The sequence below is a fragment of the Paenibacillus sp. DP01 genome (assembly GCF_044784315.1).
In the GTDB taxonomy this organism is placed as follows: Bacteria; Bacillota; Bacilli; order Paenibacillales; family Paenibacillaceae; genus Paenibacillus; species Paenibacillus polymyxa.
The window spans coordinates 4,907,159-4,930,507 of the sequence record NZ_CP173059.1; the positions used below are offsets into that span (position 1 = coordinate 4,907,159).

18 protein-coding genes are annotated in these 23,349 nt (G+C 44.1%); 4 read left to right on the plus strand and 14 right to left on the minus strand.

Annotated features, from left to right (window positions below):
* Positions 1-12 precede the first annotated feature (12 nt).
* Together ACH59B_RS21735 and ACH59B_RS21740 are read left to right on the plus strand one after the other, a co-directional pair.
* Positions 13-786: an alpha/beta fold hydrolase gene (locus tag ACH59B_RS21735; RefSeq protein ID WP_031462275.1), complete on the plus strand. Its 774-nt coding sequence runs from the start codon at positions 13-15 to the stop codon at positions 784-786.
* Between the two features lie 221 nt (positions 787-1,007).
* Positions 1,008-2,234, plus strand: a complete 1,227-nt coding sequence (locus ACH59B_RS21740; RefSeq protein WP_031462276.1) for a sugar efflux transporter — start codon at positions 1,008-1,010, stop codon at positions 2,232-2,234.
* 133 nt (positions 2,235-2,367) lie between these two features.
* Here ACH59B_RS21740 and ACH59B_RS21745 read toward each other — a convergent pair whose 3' ends face one another.
* Together ACH59B_RS21745 and ACH59B_RS21750 are read right to left on the minus strand one after the other, a co-directional pair.
* Entirely contained in the window at positions 2,368-3,585 is a 1,218-nt protein-coding gene (locus tag ACH59B_RS21745; protein ID WP_404302644.1) for a macrolide family glycosyltransferase, read from the minus strand.
* Between the two features lie 220 nt (positions 3,586-3,805).
* Entirely contained in the window at positions 3,806-7,123 is a 3,318-nt protein-coding gene (locus ACH59B_RS21750; RefSeq protein ID WP_044786310.1) for a pectinesterase family protein, read from the minus strand.
* Between the two features lie 187 nt (positions 7,124-7,310).
* Here ACH59B_RS21750 and ACH59B_RS21755 point away from each other — a divergent pair, with 187 nt between their 5' ends.
* Positions 7,311-8,150 carry an AraC family transcriptional regulator gene (locus ACH59B_RS21755; RefSeq protein ID WP_016820412.1) on the plus strand — a complete coding sequence of 280 codons (840 nt, stop codon included), beginning with the start codon at positions 7,311-7,313 and terminating at the stop codon, positions 8,148-8,150.
* A gap of 227 nt (positions 8,151-8,377) precedes the next feature.
* On the opposite strand, the gene ACH59B_RS21760 is transcribed toward ACH59B_RS21755, so the two are convergent.
* From ACH59B_RS21760 to ACH59B_RS21795, 8 genes are all read right to left on the minus strand, one after another.
* Positions 8,378-9,415 (minus strand): low specificity L-threonine aldolase, encoded by a 1,038-nt coding sequence (locus tag ACH59B_RS21760; protein WP_193190174.1) that lies wholly within the window; start codon positions 9,413-9,415, stop codon positions 8,378-8,380.
* Positions 9,402-9,863 (minus strand): MarR family winged helix-turn-helix transcriptional regulator, encoded by a 462-nt coding sequence (locus tag ACH59B_RS21765; protein WP_016820414.1) that lies wholly within the window; start codon positions 9,861-9,863, stop codon positions 9,402-9,404. Before ACH59B_RS21765 ends, ACH59B_RS21760 begins: the two co-directional genes overlap by 14 nt.
* A 152-nt stretch (positions 9,864-10,015) precedes the next feature.
* Positions 10,016-13,120 (minus strand): efflux RND transporter permease subunit, encoded by a 3,105-nt coding sequence (locus ACH59B_RS21770; protein ID WP_404302647.1) that lies wholly within the window; start codon positions 13,118-13,120, stop codon positions 10,016-10,018.
* Entirely contained in the window at positions 13,117-14,538 is a 1,422-nt protein-coding gene (locus ACH59B_RS21775) for an efflux RND transporter periplasmic adaptor subunit (RefSeq protein ID WP_404302649.1), read from the minus strand. The genes ACH59B_RS21770 and ACH59B_RS21775 overlap by 4 nt, the downstream gene beginning before the upstream one ends.
* A 173-nt stretch (positions 14,539-14,711) precedes the next feature.
* The gene (locus ACH59B_RS21780) at positions 14,712-15,362 is read right to left on the minus strand and encodes a response regulator (RefSeq protein WP_404302651.1); all 651 of its coding nucleotides are present in this window, start codon (positions 15,360-15,362) and stop codon (positions 14,712-14,714) included.
* Positions 15,359-16,591 carry a sensor histidine kinase gene (locus ACH59B_RS21785; RefSeq protein ID WP_016820418.1) on the minus strand — a complete coding sequence of 411 codons (1,233 nt, stop codon included), beginning with the start codon at positions 16,589-16,591 and terminating at the stop codon, positions 15,359-15,361. Before ACH59B_RS21785 ends, ACH59B_RS21780 begins: the two co-directional genes overlap by 4 nt.
* A 252-nt stretch (positions 16,592-16,843) precedes the next feature.
* On the minus strand, positions 16,844-17,014 hold the full coding sequence (locus ACH59B_RS21790; protein ID WP_180361612.1) for a hypothetical protein: 171 nt from the start codon (positions 17,012-17,014) through the stop codon (positions 16,844-16,846).
* An 18-nt stretch (positions 17,015-17,032) separates the two neighbouring features.
* Positions 17,033-17,227 (minus strand): H-type small acid-soluble spore protein, encoded by a 195-nt coding sequence (locus ACH59B_RS21795; protein ID WP_016820419.1) that lies wholly within the window; start codon positions 17,225-17,227, stop codon positions 17,033-17,035.
* A gap of 237 nt (positions 17,228-17,464) precedes the next feature.
* On the opposite strand from ACH59B_RS21795, the gene ACH59B_RS21800 reads away from it, so the two are divergent.
* Positions 17,465-18,664, plus strand: a complete 1,200-nt coding sequence (locus ACH59B_RS21800) for a macrolide family glycosyltransferase (protein WP_404302654.1) — start codon at positions 17,465-17,467, stop codon at positions 18,662-18,664.
* A 75-nt stretch (positions 18,665-18,739) separates the two neighbouring features.
* On the opposite strand, the gene ACH59B_RS21805 is transcribed toward ACH59B_RS21800, so the two are convergent.
* Genes ACH59B_RS21805 through ACH59B_RS21820 form a run of 4 tightly spaced genes read right to left on the minus strand, consistent with a single transcriptional unit; the run spans position 18,740 to position 23,336 of the window.
* Complete coding sequence (locus tag ACH59B_RS21805) at positions 18,740-20,203, minus strand: glycoside hydrolase family 32 protein (RefSeq protein WP_016820421.1); 1,464 nt, start codon at positions 20,201-20,203, stop codon at positions 18,740-18,742.
* Between the two features lie 35 nt (positions 20,204-20,238).
* The gene (locus ACH59B_RS21810) at positions 20,239-21,066 is read right to left on the minus strand and encodes a carbohydrate ABC transporter permease (protein ID WP_019688687.1); all 828 of its coding nucleotides are present in this window, start codon (positions 21,064-21,066) and stop codon (positions 20,239-20,241) included.
* Positions 21,066-21,950, minus strand: coding sequence for a carbohydrate ABC transporter permease (locus tag ACH59B_RS21815; protein WP_017425609.1), 885 nt, complete (start codon positions 21,948-21,950; stop codon positions 21,066-21,068). Before ACH59B_RS21815 ends, ACH59B_RS21810 begins: the two co-directional genes overlap by 1 nt.
* A 60-nt stretch (positions 21,951-22,010) precedes the next feature.
* A complete protein-coding gene (locus tag ACH59B_RS21820; protein WP_404302657.1) occupies positions 22,011-23,336 on the minus strand; it encodes an ABC transporter substrate-binding protein in 1,326 nt (441 codons plus the stop codon).
* Positions 23,337-23,349 lie beyond the last annotated feature (13 nt).

Sequence of the window (23,349 nt, forward strand, 5' to 3'; positions counted from 1 at the left end):
GAGAGCATAGCAATGACCACAACAAACATACACGAATATTTCATGCACTATATAGATTCCGGAGAAGGAACGGCCATCCTATTCATTCACCCTCCGGTACTCACAAGCTCAAATTTCACATACCAAATCCAAGGGCTAACGCCCTATTTTCGTACTATAGCTTTTGATATCAGAGGACACGGTAAAAGTCAGCCTTCCGAACAAACGGTTACTTACCCTCTCATCGCCCAGGATATTAAATATTTGATGGATCGGTTGAGCTTGGATAAAGTATTTTTGTGTGGATATTCTACCGGAGGTTCAATAGTACTTGAATTTCTCTTGACTTATCCGGATCGGGCATGGGGGGGCATTGTTATCAGCGGAATGTCGGAGGTAAACGAATGGCGACTAAGAAACAAAATTTCTTTGGGCATTGCGCTATCCAAAATCGGCGCAGTCGGTACGATTGCGCTTTCTAATGCTTGGTCACAAACGAAACAATTATCTTTGTTCCGCAAGTTACTCAACGACGCGAAGCAGGGAAACCCTAGGAATGTCGAACAATATTATCGTTACAGCTTGAAGTATAACTGTACCTCACGGCTAGGGGAAATCCATCTTCCTGTTCTGCTCGTTTATGGTGAAGAGGATAAACACTTTCATCCATATGCCAACATATTGCATCAGCATTTACCGAAGAGTGAGCTTGTTTTCATTAAAAAAGCCGATCACCGCCTTCCTACGAAGGCCGCTGGAACATTGAATGAACTGATCAAGCAGTTCATAGATCGCTTCAGCCTTTAAGGCACATCCTACAGGAAAAGTCGCATACACATCTACATCCCACTCCTGATCTTATATCTTTGTCTGTATATGGCCTTGCATATGAGTTGCTCATCAAAGTAAAAAAAATTATATAATATTTTATACAATGTAAATATACAAATTATGCTAAAGTCATATATAGTTTAGGTTGGATAGGTATGTAAGTTCTGCTTCTAAATCTAAAGGGGTGTAAAAATGAAATGCTAAAGCGAATTCAAAATCTTTTCTTTATCCCTAACTACCCACTATTCATGATCTGTATGTTATTGCAAGGTATGGCTATTTCCATAAGCGCACCTTTTTTAGCTGTATATTTTACAAGTACACTTGGCGTATCGGTGGGAACCTTTGGTGTGTTTACAGCGGTGACTTTGATTTGTGGTATATGGATCAGCTCTCTTATTGCCAAACGCTCCGATACTGGATTGGATCGCAAACAAATTTTAGTGATTTGTACGTTATTTAATGCTGTCGCCTTTGCAGGATATCTTGTAATCCAAAACTTTTATGTACTTTTTATTTATATGACGGTCTTTACAGCGATTGGCGCCCCTGGGATGCCGCAGTTATTTGCCAGTGCACGTGAAGCGGTAGATCGCAGTAAATCTGCGGATCATGCCTTTGCGAATTCAACGCTTCGTTCTATGTTTTCTCTTGGCTTTATTACCGGGCCGCTCTTGGGTTCCTTCTTGATTGCACATACGGGCTTTAAAGGTATTTTTGTTGGTACGACCTCTATTTTTGTACTTATTGCCGTTCTTCTATTCTTTTTTATCAAGCAGCGTCCTGTTCAGGCTAAAAATAAGGATCAACTTTCACTTCATCACATTACATTACATAAAAATATGAAAATCCTGATCCCTTTCGTAGTTCTTACTCTGCTTTATACGTCTCACTGGATGAATAGTTTAAATATTTCCTTGTTCATCATTCACAATTTAAAAGGTGACACGAATGACGTTGCCCTCGTATCCAGTATTTGCGCAATCTTAGAAATACCCCTGATGCTCATGCTGGGCGTACTAGCAGCCAAATACTCCAACCGTTTGCTTATATTTTTAGGGGCTTTAACAGGCGTTGTCTATTACCTCCTCGTTCTTATGTCTACGGAGATGTGGCAACTATTTGCGGGACAGCTTCTCCTAGCCTTCTTTGTTGCAGTGATATCAGCCATTGGTATTAGCTATATGCAGGATTTGTTGCCATCTCTGCCCGGATACGCCTCGACACTGTATTCCAATGCGACAACGATCGGAAGATTGGCGGGGAGCTTGATGGGCGGATTGTTTGCTCAATGGATGGGTTATCGAAACTCCTATTGGATATGCTTATTCCTGATTCTCTGTTGCCTTGGTCTGCTTGCGATATCAAAAAAATTAGAGTTTGACCAATCGGCTGCTCTACAAGAAAGAAATCACAGTCTATAGGACAGCACCAATACAAAAAGCAGCACGTAACCTGGACGAGAACCTGAAGTCCGTTTACGTGCTATCATGCCATGCATGGTCCAGATTGGTTACATCGTAAGCCTCCGCACACGCACCCTATTTTTCTCGCATCCTATTTTCCTATAGTAGAGAAACGACTCATAATTGCATCGGCTGCATACGTATAACCGCCAGCCTGACGGAGTGATTCGCCAATTACATGCGCCTGTTGTTTATAGATGGCTTGATTCAAAACCTCTACCAAAGCAGCTTTTAAGATAGCAGGGGTAAGCTCATTTTTATTCACAGCAATCCCTGCTCCCAGCTCTTGGACCCGATTGGCCACAAGCGGCTGATCCGATGTCATGGGAACCAGAACCATTGGCACGTTGTAATACAATGCTTCGCTTGCACTGTTCATTCCCCCATGTGTGATAAATGCATCTACACGCTGGAGCATTTCCAGTTGCGGAATATAGGGCTTGATCATAAAATTGTCCGGGATACCATCCGCCAATAACTCCATCTCCGCATATTGGCCTGATGAGAGTACAAATTGCACAGGCAAATCACGAAATGCTTCAAAGCAAAGCTTGTAAAACTCCAAATCTCTATTAAGAATAGTTCCCAATGATATATAAACAACCTGCGGATACAAAACACGAAGCTGGTCGAACGGAAAAGAGGGCGCATCTTTACGAGGTACAATAGATGGACCTGCAAAAATATAGCTGTCATCCAGCTTTTCAGCTTGCGGTTGAAAATAACGGCTTGTATACACGACCTTTAGGCTGTGGGGATGTGAATCGAGTTCATCTATTGCAGGGACGGCAGCCTGAAACTCCTCAGCTAATTGATGTACTACTTTCATCGTATCATCATAAAGCGCTCTCACTTTTATGTCATGATCATCCCCGCCTTGGTCAGAACCCAGAGGCTCTACGAAAGCAAACGAACAGACCGTACATACCGCAGGTATTCCCAGCCTCTCTGCTATAATTTTGCCTCCCCAACCCATCAAATAGTCATAAATCAAATAATCATACACCTTATTTTCAATTGCTTTCATAACCTTTGGAATAATCGGTTCAATCAAACCTTTAACGATCATATTCACGAATTGATAATGATGTTTATATTCAGCCGGCTTTAATACAGGATTGTGAATAAATGCATCCACACTAAATGGATAGGTGATCAGGTTTGCTCCCGTTTGTTGAATTCTCGTACCAAATTCCTCTGAACACACATAATCTACTTCCTCTCCCCTATCGACCAATTGCTTAACTAATCCTAATGACGGGTTAACATGGCCTTCAGCAGGCGTGATCACAACCAACACACGTGCCATCCTACACCTCCGACAACATAATGTATTTAAGAAAAAATGTTAGTTTTGTCCTTGATGATTTACACACTTCCCTCATTCAATATATAAAATATTTACCATAAAAACAAATGGTTTCAATTTTAGATTATGTATGCATCACATCCAAAATTGCTCACAAACACGCACATAAGCGGGGGAAAACGCTTGAAGCGCATCCCCCGCTTATCTATCGAACATACAATTATAGACGCCAATTCCAATGATCTGTCCCGCTCAGAACAGCTTCAACAGTGTACTGGTTTGCTTCGTCAGCCGTAAGCTGTTTGGCCCAAGGTACACGCCCGCTACTTTCTGCACCTGGTCCAAAGTTATCGTACTCTCCAAATCTTGCAGTCTGCTCATTGGATTCTTTACCCCAATTGTTCCAACCACCTGGCTTGATATGGTCATCCATATAGGTTTTCAAAAAAGTAACATGTGCGTAAGGACGCCATGGTCGCCCAAGATCCACCTTGCCTGTCAAGCCAGCTTCGGTTGTCAGACGACACTGAGTAAATACAAAACCTGGCTGGGTCTCTTCCGTTGAAGCGGCTGTTACGTATCCGGCACGCAGGCTGTGTATGATCGAATTATCAAACACGGCAGGGGCATTGCCAAATATAAAATCTACACTGCCACTGATGTAACTGTCCTTAAAATATTGTCTGCCACGGTTCACGAGCAGTGTATCCTGTAGGCCAGTAATTTTGACATTGTGATACTTTCCACGATCACCTTCGGCATATAACGCTACAGCCTGCACCTGCCCGGTCCCTTCTGTGTTGGCGACCGTCACATTTTCCAACACAAAGTCAGGACTTTGCACACGCATAGTATAGCTATTGCTCGTTCCTAATTCTTTTCCGTCCACTACGGTCTTGGCCGTATCATCAAAAGCAATGATCGTTTTGTCCCGATCTTCCCCGATAATACTCAGATTTTTTTTGGAGGAATTCACCTTTATTTTTTCACGGTACGTGCCGTTTTTGAGATGGATAACAGTCCTTGTGTTGCTGTTGTCAGGGACTGCATCAATAGCTGCCTGGAGAGAGGTGTAGTCAGCAGGGCCATAGGTCGATACAACCACACTGGTGGGAGAAGTTCCTCCTGAGTCTGTTAGCTTGCGGACCTTAACATTGCTGAATTCCGACGTATTGTAATTCCACACTTCATTTTGTTGTTTGGATGCATCAGTAGCTAACCCGAACAATAGCGGTTGATGATCCGGCAAATCTATAACGGTTTCACCAACCTTCTCCCAGTTCGTCACACCGTCTGCGGATACCCATCCGGTAAGCTTTTGTCCCTGTCGCACCAGACGAACCGAATATGGCGTTGGAATAAACGTCTCCATTGACGCACGCGTGGTTTTACCATCTGTTTGATCACGACTGATAAGAATCCCCTGTTTACCATATTTAACAAATGCTAAAGACATAAAGGCCATTTTTGATCCAGGCTTCAGCGATTCACGAATCATTACCCCTGCCTCGGCATTATCATCCACAGGGGTAATCTTCTCCACACGAGCTGTAATTTCACCGTCTCCCTCCCATTTCTGATAAGCATAATGGAAAAGATCAGCTTTTCCGTCAATATCCCCCGCCGATTTCAGTCGGATACTGCTGCCGTTTGCATCTTCTTTTAATACCTGAGTATGCCCTTTGATATAGCCATCGTTACCATCAGAGCCAACCTCTTCGCTGAGCCAGTTCCCCGTTGGTGCAGTCGTGTTGACATGGATGGTGACAGGATTGGAAAATGTAGCAGTCCCCTTGCGGTCTGTCACCCGTGCAATAATGTAATGGGTGCCGTCCGTCACATGATTCCAACTGATTTGATAAGGCGCACCCTCTACTTTTCCAGCAAGTTTACCGTCAATGACAAATTCAACGTGAGCAATGCCATCTTGATCCTTGGCCGTTGCAGTTATGGTCGCATCACGTCCGGCTTCCAAAATATCGTTATGCTTCAGTGAACGTCCACCTTCATCCGATACCTGAACGAAGGCCTCCGGATTATCCACCTCACTGCCATTGGACAGCTTCTCAATGAGATCATTTAAATAAACTTCCAGATTCGTATAGCCCTTGGCAAAATGAGCATACTCGCCTGTACCGGCAAGCTCCTGACCGTTGCGGTCATCTGCATTATTGGGGTCCAGCCCATGAGCGCGTTCCCATTCATCCGGTATACCATCATGATCGCTGTCAGTAAGCTCCGTGGTGGTTACGCTATAATCATCGTAAATCCAGCCTGCTTCACGCGGGGAGTTGATAAACGCACCCGTTCCATTCTTCACATCATTCATAATTCGAGCGTCCACCGCATCTCTTCTTGGCAGCGTGGCTCCTGAGCCGGCGAGCACCTCAGTATATGCGGTCTGTGCATCTGTCGCCTGATATGGTCCATACGCATCTGGTGAAATTCCGTTGTCGTATTCCCCTCTGACTTCAATCGGCTCTGCCAAACGAGTGGAAGGGTCAATAATCGATCCAATGGATGTTCCAAGCTGCCAGTTGTCTTGAGTAACCGATTCGTTGCCGTACATGTAGTTGCCACCAATATAAATGCGTGTTTTATATTTTTTACTCCCCACGTCTACAAAGATTTGACTCCGCACGTCCTTATATGTGTTGGGGCCAAACTTATAATAGTTATTCAGCACATTATACGATCCTTCACCGCCACCGTAGGAAGAGAAAAATCCCCAGTTATAAATGACGTTATTAGTCATTTCCACAGCATCGATTTGTTTTTTATCGGTTGGGAACCGTGGATTGCGGCTTGCATTGTGAGCCAGCAAGTTATGATGATAGGTGGAATTCCGACCACCCCATATACCGCCATAGCCGTGGCGGCCTTTCTGGTGCGTAGTCATTAGCATACTTTCGGATGCAATAGACCATTGTACTGTCGTATTCACGTTATCGTACAGACTTAGTACCTCATCCACCGACCAGCTAAAGGAACAGTGATCAATCATAATGTTTTTATGGTACCTGGCTCCTAACGCGTCATCCTCACTGGGGTAACGATCAGTTAATCGAAAACGCAGGTAACGGAGAATGACGTTATCTGCATCAATCCCTGTTGTGTAATCGCTTACAGTTATGCCGTCGCCAGGAGCTGTCTGACCTGCAACCGTCAGGTTGTTGCCCAGGATTTTAAGTGGCTCCTTCAGATGAATGGTTCCACCCACCCGGAATACGACCGTCCGATTATCGGAGCTGACCGCTGCACGAAGAGATCCGGGGATCACCTGCTCACCTTTGCCGTAGTCTGCCAGCGTGGTAACTTCGTATACTTCACCTCCGCGTCCACCGGTAACATATTTACCCCCGCCTTCAGCTCCCGGAAACGCCGGAATATTCGTCGCTATATTTTCTACTTTCTCCACTTTCCCCATCTCTGTCCCTACCGCAGTCTCTGCCTGGATCAATGGTGGGCACAAGGTCAACAACATTGAACCCACGACCACATTACATAGCACCTTTCTCCATGTACGCTGCTTGCTCATATTCTGTTTCCTCCCTAAGATTTTCTTTCACATCAGCGCATACTTTTATAAAAGAATGATCCGAGACGTTCAGAAGTGTCTTCACCTCCTTTCATCAATCTTTTCCGCTTTTACCGTGGGCAGGTGTCATATATACTATGGATATATGAATGCGCTTACTTATCTTAATTGGCAAAGGAAGAAGCACATGAATGAAATGAAGGAAGACAAATATGTCATCGGAGAACAACAATTCTCCATTCATCACATCTACCGTACCGGCTTCACCGTTATGCCCAGACCTCATGTTCATGACAACTATGAGCTGTATTTTTTGCTGCAGGGCGAACGCATCTACTTTATGAACGGCAAGGTATACACCGCTCGCAAGGGCGATCTGATATTCATCCTCCCTCATGACTTACACTCTACCGCCAGTACACAATTGGAGGAAACAGAACGCATTTTGATTCATTTTTCCCCGACGTTTCTCCCGCAGCAGGATCATGACATTCTGGATCTACCGCCGTACCAGCAATCTGCGTTGCTTCGCTTACCGGCTAGAGAGCAAGTCGAAGTTGAACGGCTGTTCCTACAAATGAATACCGAATGTAGGAATAAGCAGCCTCTGCATGACCGCTGTGTACAGCATTTGCTGCTGGAAATGCTTATCCTGGTGCACCGATCGGAAGCGGCCGAGCGTAGTGAACTTGTTTCCTCTCATCCCATGCATCAGAAAATCACAGAAATCTCGTCTTTTATTCAGGACCATTTCAATGAGCCGTTAACTCTCGAACAAGTGGCCGCCTGCTTTTTTATTAGTCCGGCTTACCTAAGCCGCATCTTTCTAAAATTGACTGGCTTTCATTTCAGCGAGTACATCCGCGTAGTGAGGGTCAGGGCGGCTCAAACCAGACTGCGAACCACCAAAGACAAAATCCAGCACATTGCGGAGGATGTCGGCTTCGGTCATGCCTCCCATTTTAATAAAATCTTTAAAAAAATAACCGGACTCTCCCCTCTTCAATATCGTAAACAGGTTCGATAGGTATTCAGTGTAAATAATTAGGCGTTAATTTTATACATCCACTCTTGTCTTGTTTTTCCATTTTTATATCTGCTTGCTCTTTCATGGAACTAAAGACAAGCCACTTGAATTAAGCAAATTACACAACAAAAAAGCCATATTTCGCTGCAATGTATGCAACGAAGTATGGCCTATTACATCATCCATTCTATAATTTCAAGATGATATTCATCGTTTATCCATGATCTTTATTGTAATGCTTTGATATCCTGTAGCAGCATTTCAATATTTTCTTTCTTTGTGGCCCAACTAGTGCAGAATCGAACAGCAGTATGGGTATCATCAGCCTTTTCCCAAAAGGAGTAAGTATATTTTTCGCTCAATGCCTGTAATATACGATCTGCTATAATCGGAAACTGCTGATTGGTTGTGGAATGATATTGGAAAGAAAATCCTTGCTCGGATAATCCTTTTTGCAGCAGCATGGCCATATCTATGGCGTGTTTGGAAATCTCAAAGTATAAACCGTCTTCAAACAGCGTTTCAAACTGAATGCCCAGCATTCTCCCCTTAGCCAGCAGCCCTCCTTTTTGCTTGATCATGTATCTGAAATCTTGTTTCAAAGCATCATTTAGGATAACTACGGCTTCGCCCATCATTGCTCCAATTTTAGTGCCGCCAATATAAAATACATCGCACAGCTTGGCTATATCTGCCAAAGATGCATCACTATCCTCTGCAACCAAACCATAGCCTAAACGGGCCCCGTCTATAAACAGTGGTAAATCACATTCACGACACACTCCACTTAGCACTTCCAGCTCGGATCGGCTATAAATCGTTCCATTCTCGGTAGGTTGAGAAATATAAACCATCCCGGGCTGTACACAATGCTCAGGAGCAGAATCACTCCAGTGAGCGTCGTACAGTTCCTTTACCTGTTCACCCCGGATTTTCCCATCCTCGCTTGGCAATGTCAGTACTTTATGTCCAGTAGCCTCAATTGCTCCGGTCTCATGCACAGCAATATGCCCAGAAGTTGCCGCAATGACGCCTTGATGCGGACGCAAAATTGAAGAAATGACCGTTGTATTGGTCTGTGTACCTCCAACCAAAAAGTGTACATCCGCATTTTCGGAGTCACATGCTTTTTTAATATAAGATTTGGCTTTTTCACAATGATCGTCCACACCATAGCCTGGGGTTTGTTCCTCATTCGTCTCCAGTAGTCGCTTTAAAATACGCTCATGAGCACCTTCGGTATAGTCGCATTCAAATCGTATCATTCTGTATCCTCTCCGAAATATCCAATTTCTTCTGAATTAACAACATAGATGCATGTAATTCTGTAATCTCTTCTTCTGAAAGTCCTTGAACTAATCTTAGAATTTGTTCATCAGATCTTTCATTCAATTGGTTGTAGAACGTTTTTCCTTTGGGTGTCAGACGAATTAGATTTGTTCTATTATCCAACGTTGAATTTTCCTTAACAAGAAAGCCCTCTTTGCAAAATTTAGCAATGATCCTGCTCATATAGCTGCGATCAATTTGAAGAGATTCGACCAGAGTATTCGCAATACACGGTTCGATCAACCCGATCTCTATAATGACACGTGCCTCGGTAAAGGAATATCCGCTATCCAGCACATGTCTGTCTAAAACACCAAGTAAATTCGTATAGAACCGATTAAAACGCCTCATATCCGCTATGATATTAGCATCGATATTGACCATAACTCCCCCTATTTAGTGGACTTTTGCAACAATTATAGTAATGATATTTGTTGACTCTGTCAACAAATAAAAAGATCGTACATAAAGACATTCGCCTCATGTACGATCCATATTTATAAGAAAAATTGCAGTATATTCTTATCTGTATTTACCTACATGGTCAATGAGCTATCGGTATTTATAGACTTTTCCTGCTTCTGCTTCCGCTTCAGATGAGCTACGACCATATACAGAGTCGGAACAACAAACAAGGTTAAAATGGTCGAAAAGATCAGTCCAAAAATAATGGTCGTTGCCAACGGTTTGAAGAGGATTTCCCCTATTGTGGCAATAGGGATCATACCCACAATCGCAGTTAGCGAAGTAAGCAAGATCGGACGGAAACGGGCAGAACATGCCATAAGAATTGCGTCTGTCAGTTCGGCTCCTTCACGCCGCGCATCTTCAATAAACTCTATCAACACAATACCGTTGCGCACGACGATACCGGCCAGTGAAATGATACCCATAATACTCATGAATCCAATTGGCATACCTGAAATAAAGCTTCCAAGAATTCCGCCTGCCGCTGCCAGATACACAGTGGTCATAATAATGAGCGGTGTGGAGACGGAGTAAAACTGCATCGTGATCAAGAGCAGGATGAGAAACACAACAATAATAGCTAACTTGCCCAGATCTGTAAAAATATCAGATTGCGCGGATGTTTCTCCGCCCATCTCCCAGGTATAGCCTGGTTCAAACTGTGTATGGGTTAGTTTGCTACGGATGTCATTAGTGAGTTCTGTAGCCGTACGCCCATTTGCATTGGCTGAGATCGTTACTGTCCGCTCCAAATCATAGCGGTGGATTTGCTGAATGGAAAAGTCCGGTTTCATCGTGACTAACTGGGATAAGGGAATTTGCTCTTTTGCCGCATTGGTTACACTTAATTGCTGGAACAATACCTCAGGATCATCGTTTGGTTTATTCATGTATATATTGATATCTAGTAGTTCCTTACCTGTATCAAAATCCGTTACATTAACTCCGTCACCCATTAACAGCAGCGTACGTGTCAAATTGGAATAGCTAACCCGATATTTATCCAATGCTTGTGGATTGACTTGGAAATTCAGATTATAGCTTTGCATTCCCATATTATCGGTCACATCAACAGCTCCGGGGGTCGCCGCAACCATTTCTTTGACTTTAGCTGTCATGTTTTGCAGTTTATCAATGTCTTCTCCCTTCATACGGATAGACACCGCACTGCCGACCGGGATACCTAATTGAGGAACCCGAATGCTGATCAATGCAGATGGATATTTGGCTTGAAGCGTATGAGTCCAGCTATCCACTGTTTTTTGGAGATCGAATAGCCCCTCTTTTCCAACGATAGCAAGTTGACCGTTGACCGCTCCCCCGGAGCCGTGACCGCCTGCAACATCGCTATACATCTGAGGCGCTCCTCCACCTGCCGTTGCTGACAACCGTTCTGTTTCTGGTTGTTTTTTGACCCACATGCCAATCTCGTTAATAACCCGATTGGTTGCCTGCAACGACGTTCCTTCTGGCATCGTTACGCTGATGGTGGCATCTGCTTGATCGGATTCTGGGAATAGTTGAATGGGAACAACCGCAAGTAGTCCATAAGCGGCTGTACCAATCATAAGACCAACCAGCGCTGTTAAAAGTGGACGCCGTAGTATTCTTGGCATCCAGTTTTTAGAGTACACATTGGATAGAGACTGGATTTGATGCCCCAGAAGCCCAGGTGGCTTAACGGTTTGGTTCCTCTCTTTTCCTTTACGACGTTGATCATACCATTGGCGGAAAATAGGAATAATCGTTAGTGACATAATCATGGAAGCCAGCATGGTTAACGAAATAACGGTAGGGATCGGTTTAATAAAGTCTCCGATATTACCCGGCAGGAATAACAGCGGGGCAAATGCTGCAACCATAGCTAGCGTAGCTGTAACGATCGATAAGGATACCTCTTTGGTTCCTTTAACGGCTGCCTCCGTAGCATTTTCCCCAAATTCAGAGCGTCGGCGTTCAATGTTGTCATTGACCACGACCGCATCATCAACCAATATCCCTAGCACGATGATGAGTCCGATGACTGATATTTGATTCAGCGTAGTTCCTGTCATGGGCAAGAAAATAAAGCCGATGGCGATGGAAACAGGAATGGCCAACGCTACAAATGCAGAAGTTAGCAAATTCAAACCTAAAGTACATATCACAATGACCGATAAAATAGCAATAATCATCTCTTTGGTCAGGTTTCCAAATATATCACTCACTCGATCATTTTGTGCAAAAAGCAGTTCAAAATGTACATTCTTCGGCAAACTGCTCGCAAGCTGATTGATTTTAGCTGTTGTTGCTTTGGATACCGTCGGCACATCCGTTCCTATATCCCCGCTTACACTGATCGAAATAGCAGGCTTGGTATTCACATACGTATAACTAGCTGCTTTTTTAAAAACAAGCGAGGCAGTACCTATATCCTTCAAAGATATCGGAAATCCATCGTCATTGCTTGAAATCTGGACGTTATTCAGAATCGATGGGTCCGTTGAGGCATTTACCGTCAGCTGATAAGTACGCTCATTGAAATCCATACTTCCTGTAGGTACTCTATCATTCTCATCCTTGATCGCTTGGACAACCTGCTCCCAGGAGAGGTTATATTGTTGCATCTTTTGCGTGTCTAAACTAACTCGTACCTCTTGCTCGGGTACTCCTTGAATATTGACCTGCGAAATACCAGGGACTGTTTTTAATTGATCTTTCCATTTGTTCATTAATTCATTTAACGAATATAAATCCTCCACCTTATCAGAAGTAATCGCATATGAACCAATGAAAGAGCTAGTCATGCTATCATTGATCATAGGCTGCATCGCATCCTCTGGAAGCTCAGATTGTGCATCCTGCACCTTCGTACGAAGATCAGCCCATACTTTGGTCGGGTCCGCATCATTCAAAGCTTCTATGATGATACTGGATTGGCCTTTCGATGAAGTAGAGGAAATCGTTTTGACACCTTGTACTGCTTTAATTTTCTGTTCCATGATCTTAGTAATGGTTTGCTCGATTCTTTCAGGTGAGGCACCCGGATAGATCGTTGTAACACTAGCTGTCATAGGAATAACATCAGGCTGCTCCTGTTTGGGTAATGATGTAAAATTGAAGAGCCCTAGCAGTATGCACATGCCAAAGAAAATAAGCGTAATTTTCTGCTTTTTAACAATATATTTAATCATTCGGACGACTCCTCCGATTTCCCAAGCACATCATTCCCAATTAAATCGCCATTAAATAAGGTTCCTGCTCCTTGTGTAACGATTTGATCGCCTGCCTGTAGTCCGGAGAGAACTTCGAATTGATTATTCGTCACTTTTCCCACTTTAATCGTGGTTTTAACAGCCTTACCATTCACAGCTTTAAATATATAAGGGTCACTTCCATTGCTAATCACGGCTTCCACAGGCACTAACAGTGCTTCCGCTTGATTCACACTTTTAGATGCGCTGATGACTTGACCAGGTTTCCAATTCAGTTCAGAATTAGGAATGCTGACTTCCACATTAATACTGCCCGTTTTGGTATTCGTGGATGGATAAATCTGAGTAACAGTCCCTGTTCTAATTTCATCATAGAGAGAAATATTTACTTTTTGGTTTTTCTTCCATGATAAGATTTCGCTGTCCGGTACGGGCAGAAGTACTTTTAAGGTCTTGATATTCCCGACAATGAATGCCTCACTTCCACTGGAGCCCAGTTGACCATCGGCTACTTTTTTTTCAATGACCACGCCAGTGATCGGGGAGGTTAAAGTCGCTTTTTTAAGTGACAAGGATGACTGTTCATAAGCAGCCAATGCATCCTCATAGGTAGCCTGCGCTTGAGCTTTACTGGCTAGCCCTTGCTGTTTCGTAGCAATAGCGGTCTCCAGCCCTGCTCTGGCCTGCTCTATACCAGCTGAAGCCTGGGTACGTTGTTCCTGCGAGGCGCCTGCAAGCAAGAGAGACAGCTGCTCTTGTGCGTCACTTAAACTTTTTTGTGCATTCGTTAATTCCAGCTGTGCATTCTCATTTTCCGACAATGATGCTGCGCCTGCCTGGAACAGGCTCTGCGTCCGTGCGGCATCCGCCTTTTTCTTATTGTAAGCATTGGTTGCCGCAGTAACCGCATTTTGTGACTGGGCAATTTCCTGTTTTTTGGCGCCATTGTTCAATTCCTGCAATTTCGATTGGGCCGCATCGACCTGGGATTGCGAACTATGGATACCAGCCTGTGCCGATTGAATGGAAGCCTCCGCTTGGCTAAGACCGGCCTTTGCCTTCTCCATGGTTGCCTTGGCCCGATCCAGCTGCAACTGGTAGGCAGATGTATCTAACTTCGCAAGGACGCTCCCTTTTTCTACGGAGTCCCCTACCTCCACCATAGTGTTCAATATACGTCCATCCGCTTCAAAGGAAACACTAGCTTCATTACTTGCCTGTAATGTTCCTGCCAAATTAAAATCATTGGCCAAAGGTTTCATTACAAGCTTCTCTACTTTTACTGGGTGACTGGCTTGTGTTACAGAGTTCTCCGTTGCACTGGAGCAACCGGAAGCTACTATAGCTAATGCAATCCCTGTAATCATGATCCTGATTCCTTTTCTCTTCAACTTCATGTCATCCTCCCTGATTCTCTCTTCTAAAGGTGCTATCAGCAACCCGTGGGTCAAGTAAACTTTTTCATTTCTTGTTTCATGTTATAACAATGAACACACAAAAAAATCGTACAAAGGGGCAAGCACCTTATGTACGACTGGGCAATGAAATAACATATATTTAGTTAACATCTCTAAAGCTGTAAAATACCACGCTCCAACGAAACAGCAACGGCTTCGGATCTAGAATCAACACCAAGCTTGTTATAAATATTCGTTAAATGCGCTTTGACGGTACGCTCGGAAATCCCCATATCAAAGGCAATTTCTTTGCTTTTAAAACCGTGTGCAACCGACTTTAATATGTGCCTTTCCTTATCAGTAAGAACTAAGCTGCTTTCGTGCGGCTCTGGCTTGGCTTCTTTCTTATTCGTTGCAGCGAACACCCTAGCTGTTATTTCTGGCTGAAGCAACGTTTCGCCTCTAAGTGCTGACTCAATCGTGCGAAATAAGTTTTCCCGACTGGTATCTTTTAACAAATATCCCTTTGCCCCTAAAGAAAGTCCTTTAATCATGAGATCATCTTCGTTATAGGTAGTCAGGATAATGACTGGCGTTTCATTTTGTTTTTCTCTGAGGGCTTTCATAGTTTCCAAACCACTCATTTGTGGCATATATAAATCCAACAATATGACATCCGGTTGGAGTTCTTTGATCAGTTTAAGAGCTGTTGTACCTTCTCCGGCTTCACCAATAACTTCATAGCTGTCATTGGTCTCCAACACCAGCTTTAACCCTTCTCTAACGACCCAATGATCATCGACGATTAAAATCTTGTATTTCATGATAGGTCTCCTTTAGTAAGAGGCGCCTCTATTTTTATAGCTGTACCTTCTTGAACTATACTGTTGATATTTATGTTTCCACCCAGCATCCGTACACGTTCATGCATACCTATAATTCCGTAATGTCCTGTCTGCTTGGCAATAATATCCTTATCAAATCCTTTGCCATCATCGCGAATCTCGATTTCAATCTTGCCTTCGTTATCTAAAATATGAATCCATACGGTATTCGCATGTGAATGCTTCGCTACATTGGTTAAACATTCGCTTATTATAAACAATCCATGTTCGAACAACAGTCTGGGGACGGAAGCTTTAATTTTGATGTTGCGTATTACTCGAATGCTCGTAGCCATAGTAAATCGCTGTATTTCTTCCTCCACGGCCTCTGCAAAATCAACCTCCGAGATGGTTTTCGAACGCAGATTGTCTATAGCTCGTCTCGAATCAGACAATGTTCTTCGCACTTGTGACATCGATTGTTGGACGATCTCCTGAGCCCTTTGCGTACTTCCTTTTGTCAGATGAGCATCAATGGCTTCAAGCTGCATGATTAGCCCAGCAAGCCCTTGAGCCAGCGTATCATGCAGATCACGAGCCATACGTTGTCGTTCATTGGCAATTGTAAGTTCTTCCACCTTTTGATGTGCGGCTTCAAGCTCTTTCAGAACATTTTGCGTGCGGATTCGTGCTTTGACTTGTTTGAGAAAAAGAACCGCATAAGCTACTATAACAACGACAATTAGAAAAAATAGCGGGATGAACAACACAAATTGCCTGCCCTCATTGTGAGAGACCACAGCCACACAAAAAAGCACATAGGAGATCAAAAATACAAGAATAACCTTGAGCGGCTTATAATAAATACCTATACTCTGACCCACCAAAACGGGCATTAGCCCCACCAGTACTATGGAGAAACTGTCAGGTAGAAGAAATGCACTTGCAAAGATCAAGCCCCCTTGTACAACAAAATAAGCCCATGAAAAATATTTTGCAACTCTATGAGCATGCAAGTACAAGAGGATGTGCAATATGATGATTACAGTAAACAAGGAAATTTGCAGCAGATATAAACCACCGAACAAATGTTGAAGAATGACAGACTCACTATAAATTATAAAAATCCATATAATAGTTAATATTTTCGAAATGTCCTTGTTCTCAACTTCACCTGCACTTATTTCCGGATCTAGATTTTGAACCTGTACATTGAATTCATCGTTCATAATTCCCTCCTACAATTCTGAATTCATGCTTTTCAACTTATTAGAGACAATGCTGCTATGAGCAGCGGGTCCATTTCGTTTGAACACAAATCATGTATAACTTATTTTACAAAAAAACGAAAAGAAAAAAACGTACACACGGGCAACTTCACTTGTACGTTTGGGCATTGAATACTTTTTGTTCGATACGATCCAATTATACGTCATATAAAAAGCACGCAGCAGGTTATCCTGTGCGCGCTTGTCCACTCCCTATTCTTCTTCCAACTCATCTGGTACATCATATTTATTGATGTGCGAGGTCATTGCTGCAACAGCTTCGCTGGCATCTGTTGTGGCCGGTACTTCTCTGACCACATCGTCCGTCTCATCACGAAAATTCAAACGATCTGCCTCGATCTCTTTCTGTTGATTGGGTTTCACTTTTCATGTCGCTCCTTTCTATTCAAGGGTTTGATCTCGTTCTGTTAACGCGTACAAAGGCACTTCCCGTTCCTCTTCCGGATTGTTCAGCGCATAGATCCGTGCCGTCTCACGTTGTTCGTTCACATGCTGAATGTAGATGGGTAACCCATCGCACAACACATTTGCCATGATGGAAGAGGACGCTATTTCTTGTGCTCTTTGGACATTCATTTAGAAAAAACCTCCCTCGCTAAATAGGTTCGTCTTTACTATGCACGAGGTAAATATTTGTTATACACATTTCATGCCAACATGTCCTTGTCTTATTCTTTTGAATTATATTGACTGTTTTAAAACGCAATCATGAAAGGATATCATTTGAAAAAATAAATATTATTGTTATTATGGATTGAGAGATTCAGTTAAAACTGCATCTTAAATGAAAGAGAAGGAAAGGAGTAAGGATGGATGTTAAATGTATTAATGGTTAATTTTCCGGCAGAAGGACATGTAAACCCCACGCTTGGGATCACACAAGCCTTTGCAGCACGAGGGGACCAGGTTCATTACATTACAACTGAGAAATACAAGAATAGACTCGAAGCAGTTGGAGCGAAGGTTCACCTGCATCCTGATCTGGTCAGGACTGCTTCCATTGATACCAACACTCCGGCAGGACTGAACGCATTTTTGAATATTCATATCCAGACTTCGATGGACATCTTAGCCATCACTCAGGAGCTGTCCGAGCGTATTCAATTTGACTTGGTGTTCTATGATCGATTCGGAGCTGGTGAATTAGTAAGAGATTATTTGAATATTCCAGGCATTTCTTCATCCCCATCTTTTCTCATTTCAAATCATCTGATGGCCGCCAATCTCTTCCGCTCCGACGCTAAAGTACCGTTTCAGCCTGATGAACAAGTCACATCTTCACTGCATCTCATGAAAGAAAGGTTCGGTGTTGCTCCCAAAGAGCTGGTTCAATTTATGAACAATTCAGGAGCTTTGAATGTCGTATATACGAGCAGATATTTTCAACCGAATGGTGAACAATTTGGGGACGAGCATCTTTTTATTGGCCCCAGCTTCCCGGAGCGCAAAAGAGAAAATTCATTCCCGCTAGACAGACTACAGGGTAAAAAGGTTTTGTATATTTCGATGGGAACTGTTCTAGACCATACTGAGGACTTTTTTAACACCTGCATTGAGGCTTTTTCCGATTTTGAAGGCATCGTCGTGATTGCAGCTGGCGAAAAAGCTGACTTTACCAAAATTAATCCAGCCCCTGGGCACTTTATCATCTCACCCTATGTACCTCAATTGGAGGTATTACGTCATACAGATGTATTTATTACTCATGGTGGAATGAACAGTGTGAATGAAGGAATTCACTTTAATGTCCCCTTGGTAGTGCTGCCTCAGGACAAAGATCAGCCCATGGTCGCACAGCGGTTAACTGAACTTCAGGCTGGCTATCGAATAACTAAAGATCAAATCAATGCACAATCGTTAAGAGATGCCGTACGTGAGGTCGTGTCAAACGCAGCGTATAAAGAGGGCGTACAAAAAATAAATAATAGCTTCCAGCAATCCGGCGGTACAGAAGAAGCCCTCATCAAAATTGATGCTTATCTTGATGCTTATCTGCAAAATAAGCGCGCCTAAAATCCCACGAGCAAAATGGCCACAAAAAACAGGAGCCTGACCATCAACGGTCAGGCTCCTGTTTGTCATGCGATTCTATGTGAGAATATCCCATTTCTGGAACGAGACCATCGTACATTTTCCGCTCGCAAACGCACGAATACCTGTTGATTCCATTCCGGGATACACTCTTCCTGTGAGGACGTATTCACCGTCACCGATGAATATTTCCACAGAGCTTTTATCGACGAAAATACGCAGCTCCAAACGTCCCTCTTGTAAGCCCAAGGGTACTCTTCTCTCTCCGCCCGGTCCGATACCAGCACGCTCACGGTTAAAACGGAATAGACCGTCATCGGGACGATACGACAGTACCGTTTCCTCTTCGTCGCCCACTCTCAGCTTCAAGCCGAATTCATCAGTATTACCAGCCTCGAACTCAAATACCGCCTTCAGTTCGTAGCTATCTCCGGACGTTTCCATAATATGCTCGCCTGTCAGTAAGATATCATGCTGCTCGAACAGATTGGATCGGTAATTCTCCACCTCTTCAAGCGGACGGAACAGCAGTCTGTCGTGGTCGATCACCGCTTCCCGCGGAAGACTCATCGCACCAGCCCAATGATGCCCCTGCTGGGTTGGCATCTCCGACTCCCACATATCCATCCATCCGATAATGATACGCCGCCCTTGATCATCCAAGGTTGACTGCGGGGCATAGAAATCGAATCCGTGATCTACCTGAGCATACCGCTCTGCCGTAAATGTTCCGTTCACGGCATTGAAATCACCTATACCATACATGGTGGAATGCAGATTACGGTAAGCTTCCCCCTGGGCAGGCATGCGCTGTGGAGATAGCATGAATACGTGCCGATCGCCGAGCGGGAACAAATCCGGACACTCCCAATTATCGCCGTAGCGTCCGTCACTCACAGCCAGCACATTGACATACGTCCAGTTTCTCAAGTCTTTAGATCGGTAAAGCAGTACAAGCCCGTTCCCTTGGGCGTCATTAGAACCAAGCACGACGTAGTATTGATCTTCGTGCCTGAACACCTTGGGATCACGAAAATCTTTGCGGCTGACCCTGTCCGGTATGGCGTCATAACCGATGACCGGGTTGCCCTCCCACTTTTCGAATGTCACTCCGTCTTCTGATACTGCAATTCCCTGTGACTGCTTGTAATCCTGATCTTTGTCGGGCCCGGTTACAACATGTCCGGTATACATCAGGACAAGCTTCCCGTCCTGCTCAACCGCACTGCCGGAGAAGCAGCCATCCTGGTCGAACTCACCGTCCGGAGCCAAAGCAACCGGTAGATAGTCCCACTTCATAAGATCGCGGCTGACTGCGTGTCCCCAGTGCATCGGTCCCCACACCGATTTATACGGATAATGTTGATAGAACAAGTGATACTGCCCGTTATATTGAATGAAACCGTTCGGATCATTCATCCAGCCAAATTCAGCCATTAAATGATAGTTCAGCCGATAATCCGGCCGAAGCATATGCTTGGATTGGGAAATAAATTGATCAGCATTTTCTCTCGTATACACTCTAGTATGTTTGATAAGGCATCCTACTCCTACAGTTATTTAATCGAACCTTGCATAACACCCTGAATAATATATTTTTGGGCAAACAGATAGATGATAATGATCGGAAATATGGTTAGGACCAAACTTGCCATCAATGGCCCATAATCCACTGTGTAGGTTCCATAAAAGTTGTACGTGGACAGCGGAAGCGTCCTTTGCTCAGGATCGACCAGAATGAGCGAAGGCAGCAGAAAATCATTCCAGATCCACAGTACATTGAGAATGGAAATAGTGGCCGTCGTAGGCATCAATACCGGAAACACGATGCGGAAGAAGGTTTGAATTCGCGTGCAGCCGTCAATCAGCGCCGCTTCCTCCAGTTCCTTCGGAATACTCTTTACGAATCCATGATAAATGAAGACGGCCAGCGAGCTACCAAAACCGATATACATGTAAATCAGCGACCATTTGCTGTTCAGCAGATCAAGTGAGCCGTAAATTTTCACCAATGGAATCATGATGGCCTGGAATGGAATAATCATGGAAGCTACCATCAGCATAAATGTATATTGGTTGAACTTGGTATTGTTTCTGACAAAATAATGAGCCGTCATCGCCGCGAACAGGGAGATAAACAAGACACTTAACACCGTTATGACCAATGAGTTAGTGAATGCAGTGATATAATTCATTTTATCAAATGCATTCATATAGTTGGTCATATTGAAGCTCTCTGGAAGCGATAACGGATTTGAGGTAATCGCTATATTTTCCTTGAACGAATTGATCAGCAGAAAGACGAACGGTACGATGAATAATATGAGTAGGACTGTTAGCACAATGAATTTGATCATGGAGGAAGCGATTTTTTTGCTTGCCATTACGCCTCCACCTCCAACTTCTTGCTAAAATAAACCTGGAGCAGAGTGATGAGAGCAACCATCAGGAACAGTACGAATGCCTCTGCCTGCCCTACACCATAATCACGGGAAAGGAATGCCTTTTCATACACATGCATCGACACCATTTGAGTACTACTGAACGGCCCGCCTTTCGTAAGTGCGAGGTTGACGTCATAGACCATAAACCCACGCTGCAGGGACAAAAATATACATACGATGAAAGAAGGAACCATCAAGGGCAGCACCATTTTCCGCAGTCTGGTCCAACTGTTCGCCCCGTCAATGCTTGCAGCCTCCATAATATCATTCGGTACACCCGTCAATCCTGCAATATAAATGACCATCATGTAACCCGCGTTCTGCCACACGGTTACAATCACGAGTGTCCAGAACGCTTTGTCAGGATCAGCCAGCCAAGTCGTGCTGAGCGCCTGAATATCGGCATGTTGCCCCAAATAGACCAGCACGTTGTTGAAGATGAATTGCCAGATAAAACCGAGTACAATACCGCCGACAAGGTTGGGCAGGAAAAATCCTGCCCGGAAAATACTCTGTCCTTTTAACCCTTTAGTCAGCACATAAGCCAGCATAAAAGCGATGACATTGATAAGAACAACGGTATAAAATACATATTTGAGCGTCAAGGCGAACGATTTCCAAAACTCAATATCCCGAAAAACGGCCAGATAGTTTTGGATGCCAACCAGCGTTAGTGTCGTGGAAATACCATCCCAGTTTGTGAACGTCAAATAAATGCCGTACAAAAATGGAATGATCATTACCGTTATGAAGGCAAACAAGGTTGGTCCGGTGAACAGCAGCCGTGACCGTAGCCGGTTCCATACTCCTTTTTCCGCAATCATGGTGATCCCTCTCTTTGTTTCGGATTTCTCTCTCTATTTCCGGGTAATTTGAAATAAGCCTTATTTTACGCTTTTCCAGTAGTTTTCGATTTCCTTAGCCAGTGTTGCGCGATCGCCCTGCTTCGCCAGATATTTTTGCATGGAAGATCCTAGCTTAGACCAGTGATCGGCCGGCAGCAAGCTCATCGACTGCTCTGACTTGCCTTTTGCAATATAATCCTGAATGGATTTGCCAAGTGGATCGGCCGCAGGCAGTGTAATATTTTTGAACGCTGGGATAATGTTCGCTTTGTTTACGAGGAAATCCTGACCTTTCGCATCATAGACAATCCAGCTCAGGAACTTCTTCGCTGCCTCTTGCTGCTCCGGCGTACTCTTCTCCTTGTCAATGACAATACGCTTGGAAACAGCGGATGAAATTTCCTGATTACCGTAGTCATCAGCATTGTTGCTGATGGGTACAGGCAAGAAACCATATTCTTTGTTAGCCGTATCAAAACCGCTGATTTGCGGCCATGCCCAGTTGCCCATGAACCAAACACCAACTTCGCCTTTGCCAAGCAGTTCTGGTCCACGCTCATAAGCGCCTGCCAGTGGGGAAGCCTGATCGATATTGTATTTCATCATGACGTCGAATGTATCCATAAGTCCGTTAAATACTGGATTGGTAGCCAAGTTAGCCTGGCCCGCTTTCAGTGATGCCATAAATTTGTCCACTTCAGCCATGTCTTTGTTCTGGCCTGCATAAGCAAGTGGCAAATAATGAGCGCCTAGGGACCAATCCATTGGTGAAATCACCAATGCTTTCTTCCCAGATGCCTCGATTTGCTGAAACAGCTTTTCAAGATCATTTCGGGTTTTAATTGTGGTGGGGTCAAAGCTTCCGCCTACCGCTTTATCAACAACCGCTTTGTTATAGATGAATCCGTAGCCTTCAACAGCCAGCGGAAACGCGTAATTTTTACCGTCAAACGTCGTCGTTGTGGTAGCGTTTTCAACAGTGTCCGCATTCCACTTTTCTCCGCTTAGATCGAGGATACGATCCTTGAATTTCTCCACATCACCTGTATCAAGCATGATCATGGTCGGCGGGTTTCCGGATGCATACAATGCAGAGGCACGCTCAAAAGGCGATCCACCGGCCGGAACCGGCTGGATTTCAACAGTAATGCCGGGATTGTCTTTCTGGAACGCCTTGGCGGCATCCTCAAGTTGTGAAAGGATTTCACCCTTAGAGTTCAAAAGTGTAATTTTCACATTTCCTGAATCCGCTGATCCCTCTCCAGAAGCTGAATTGCCTTCTCCTCCGGAGCCGCCGCATGCAGACACCACCATAACCAAAAGAAGCAGCATTACCATCCATTGAACTCTTTTGAATTTCCTCACTGTTGTCATCCCC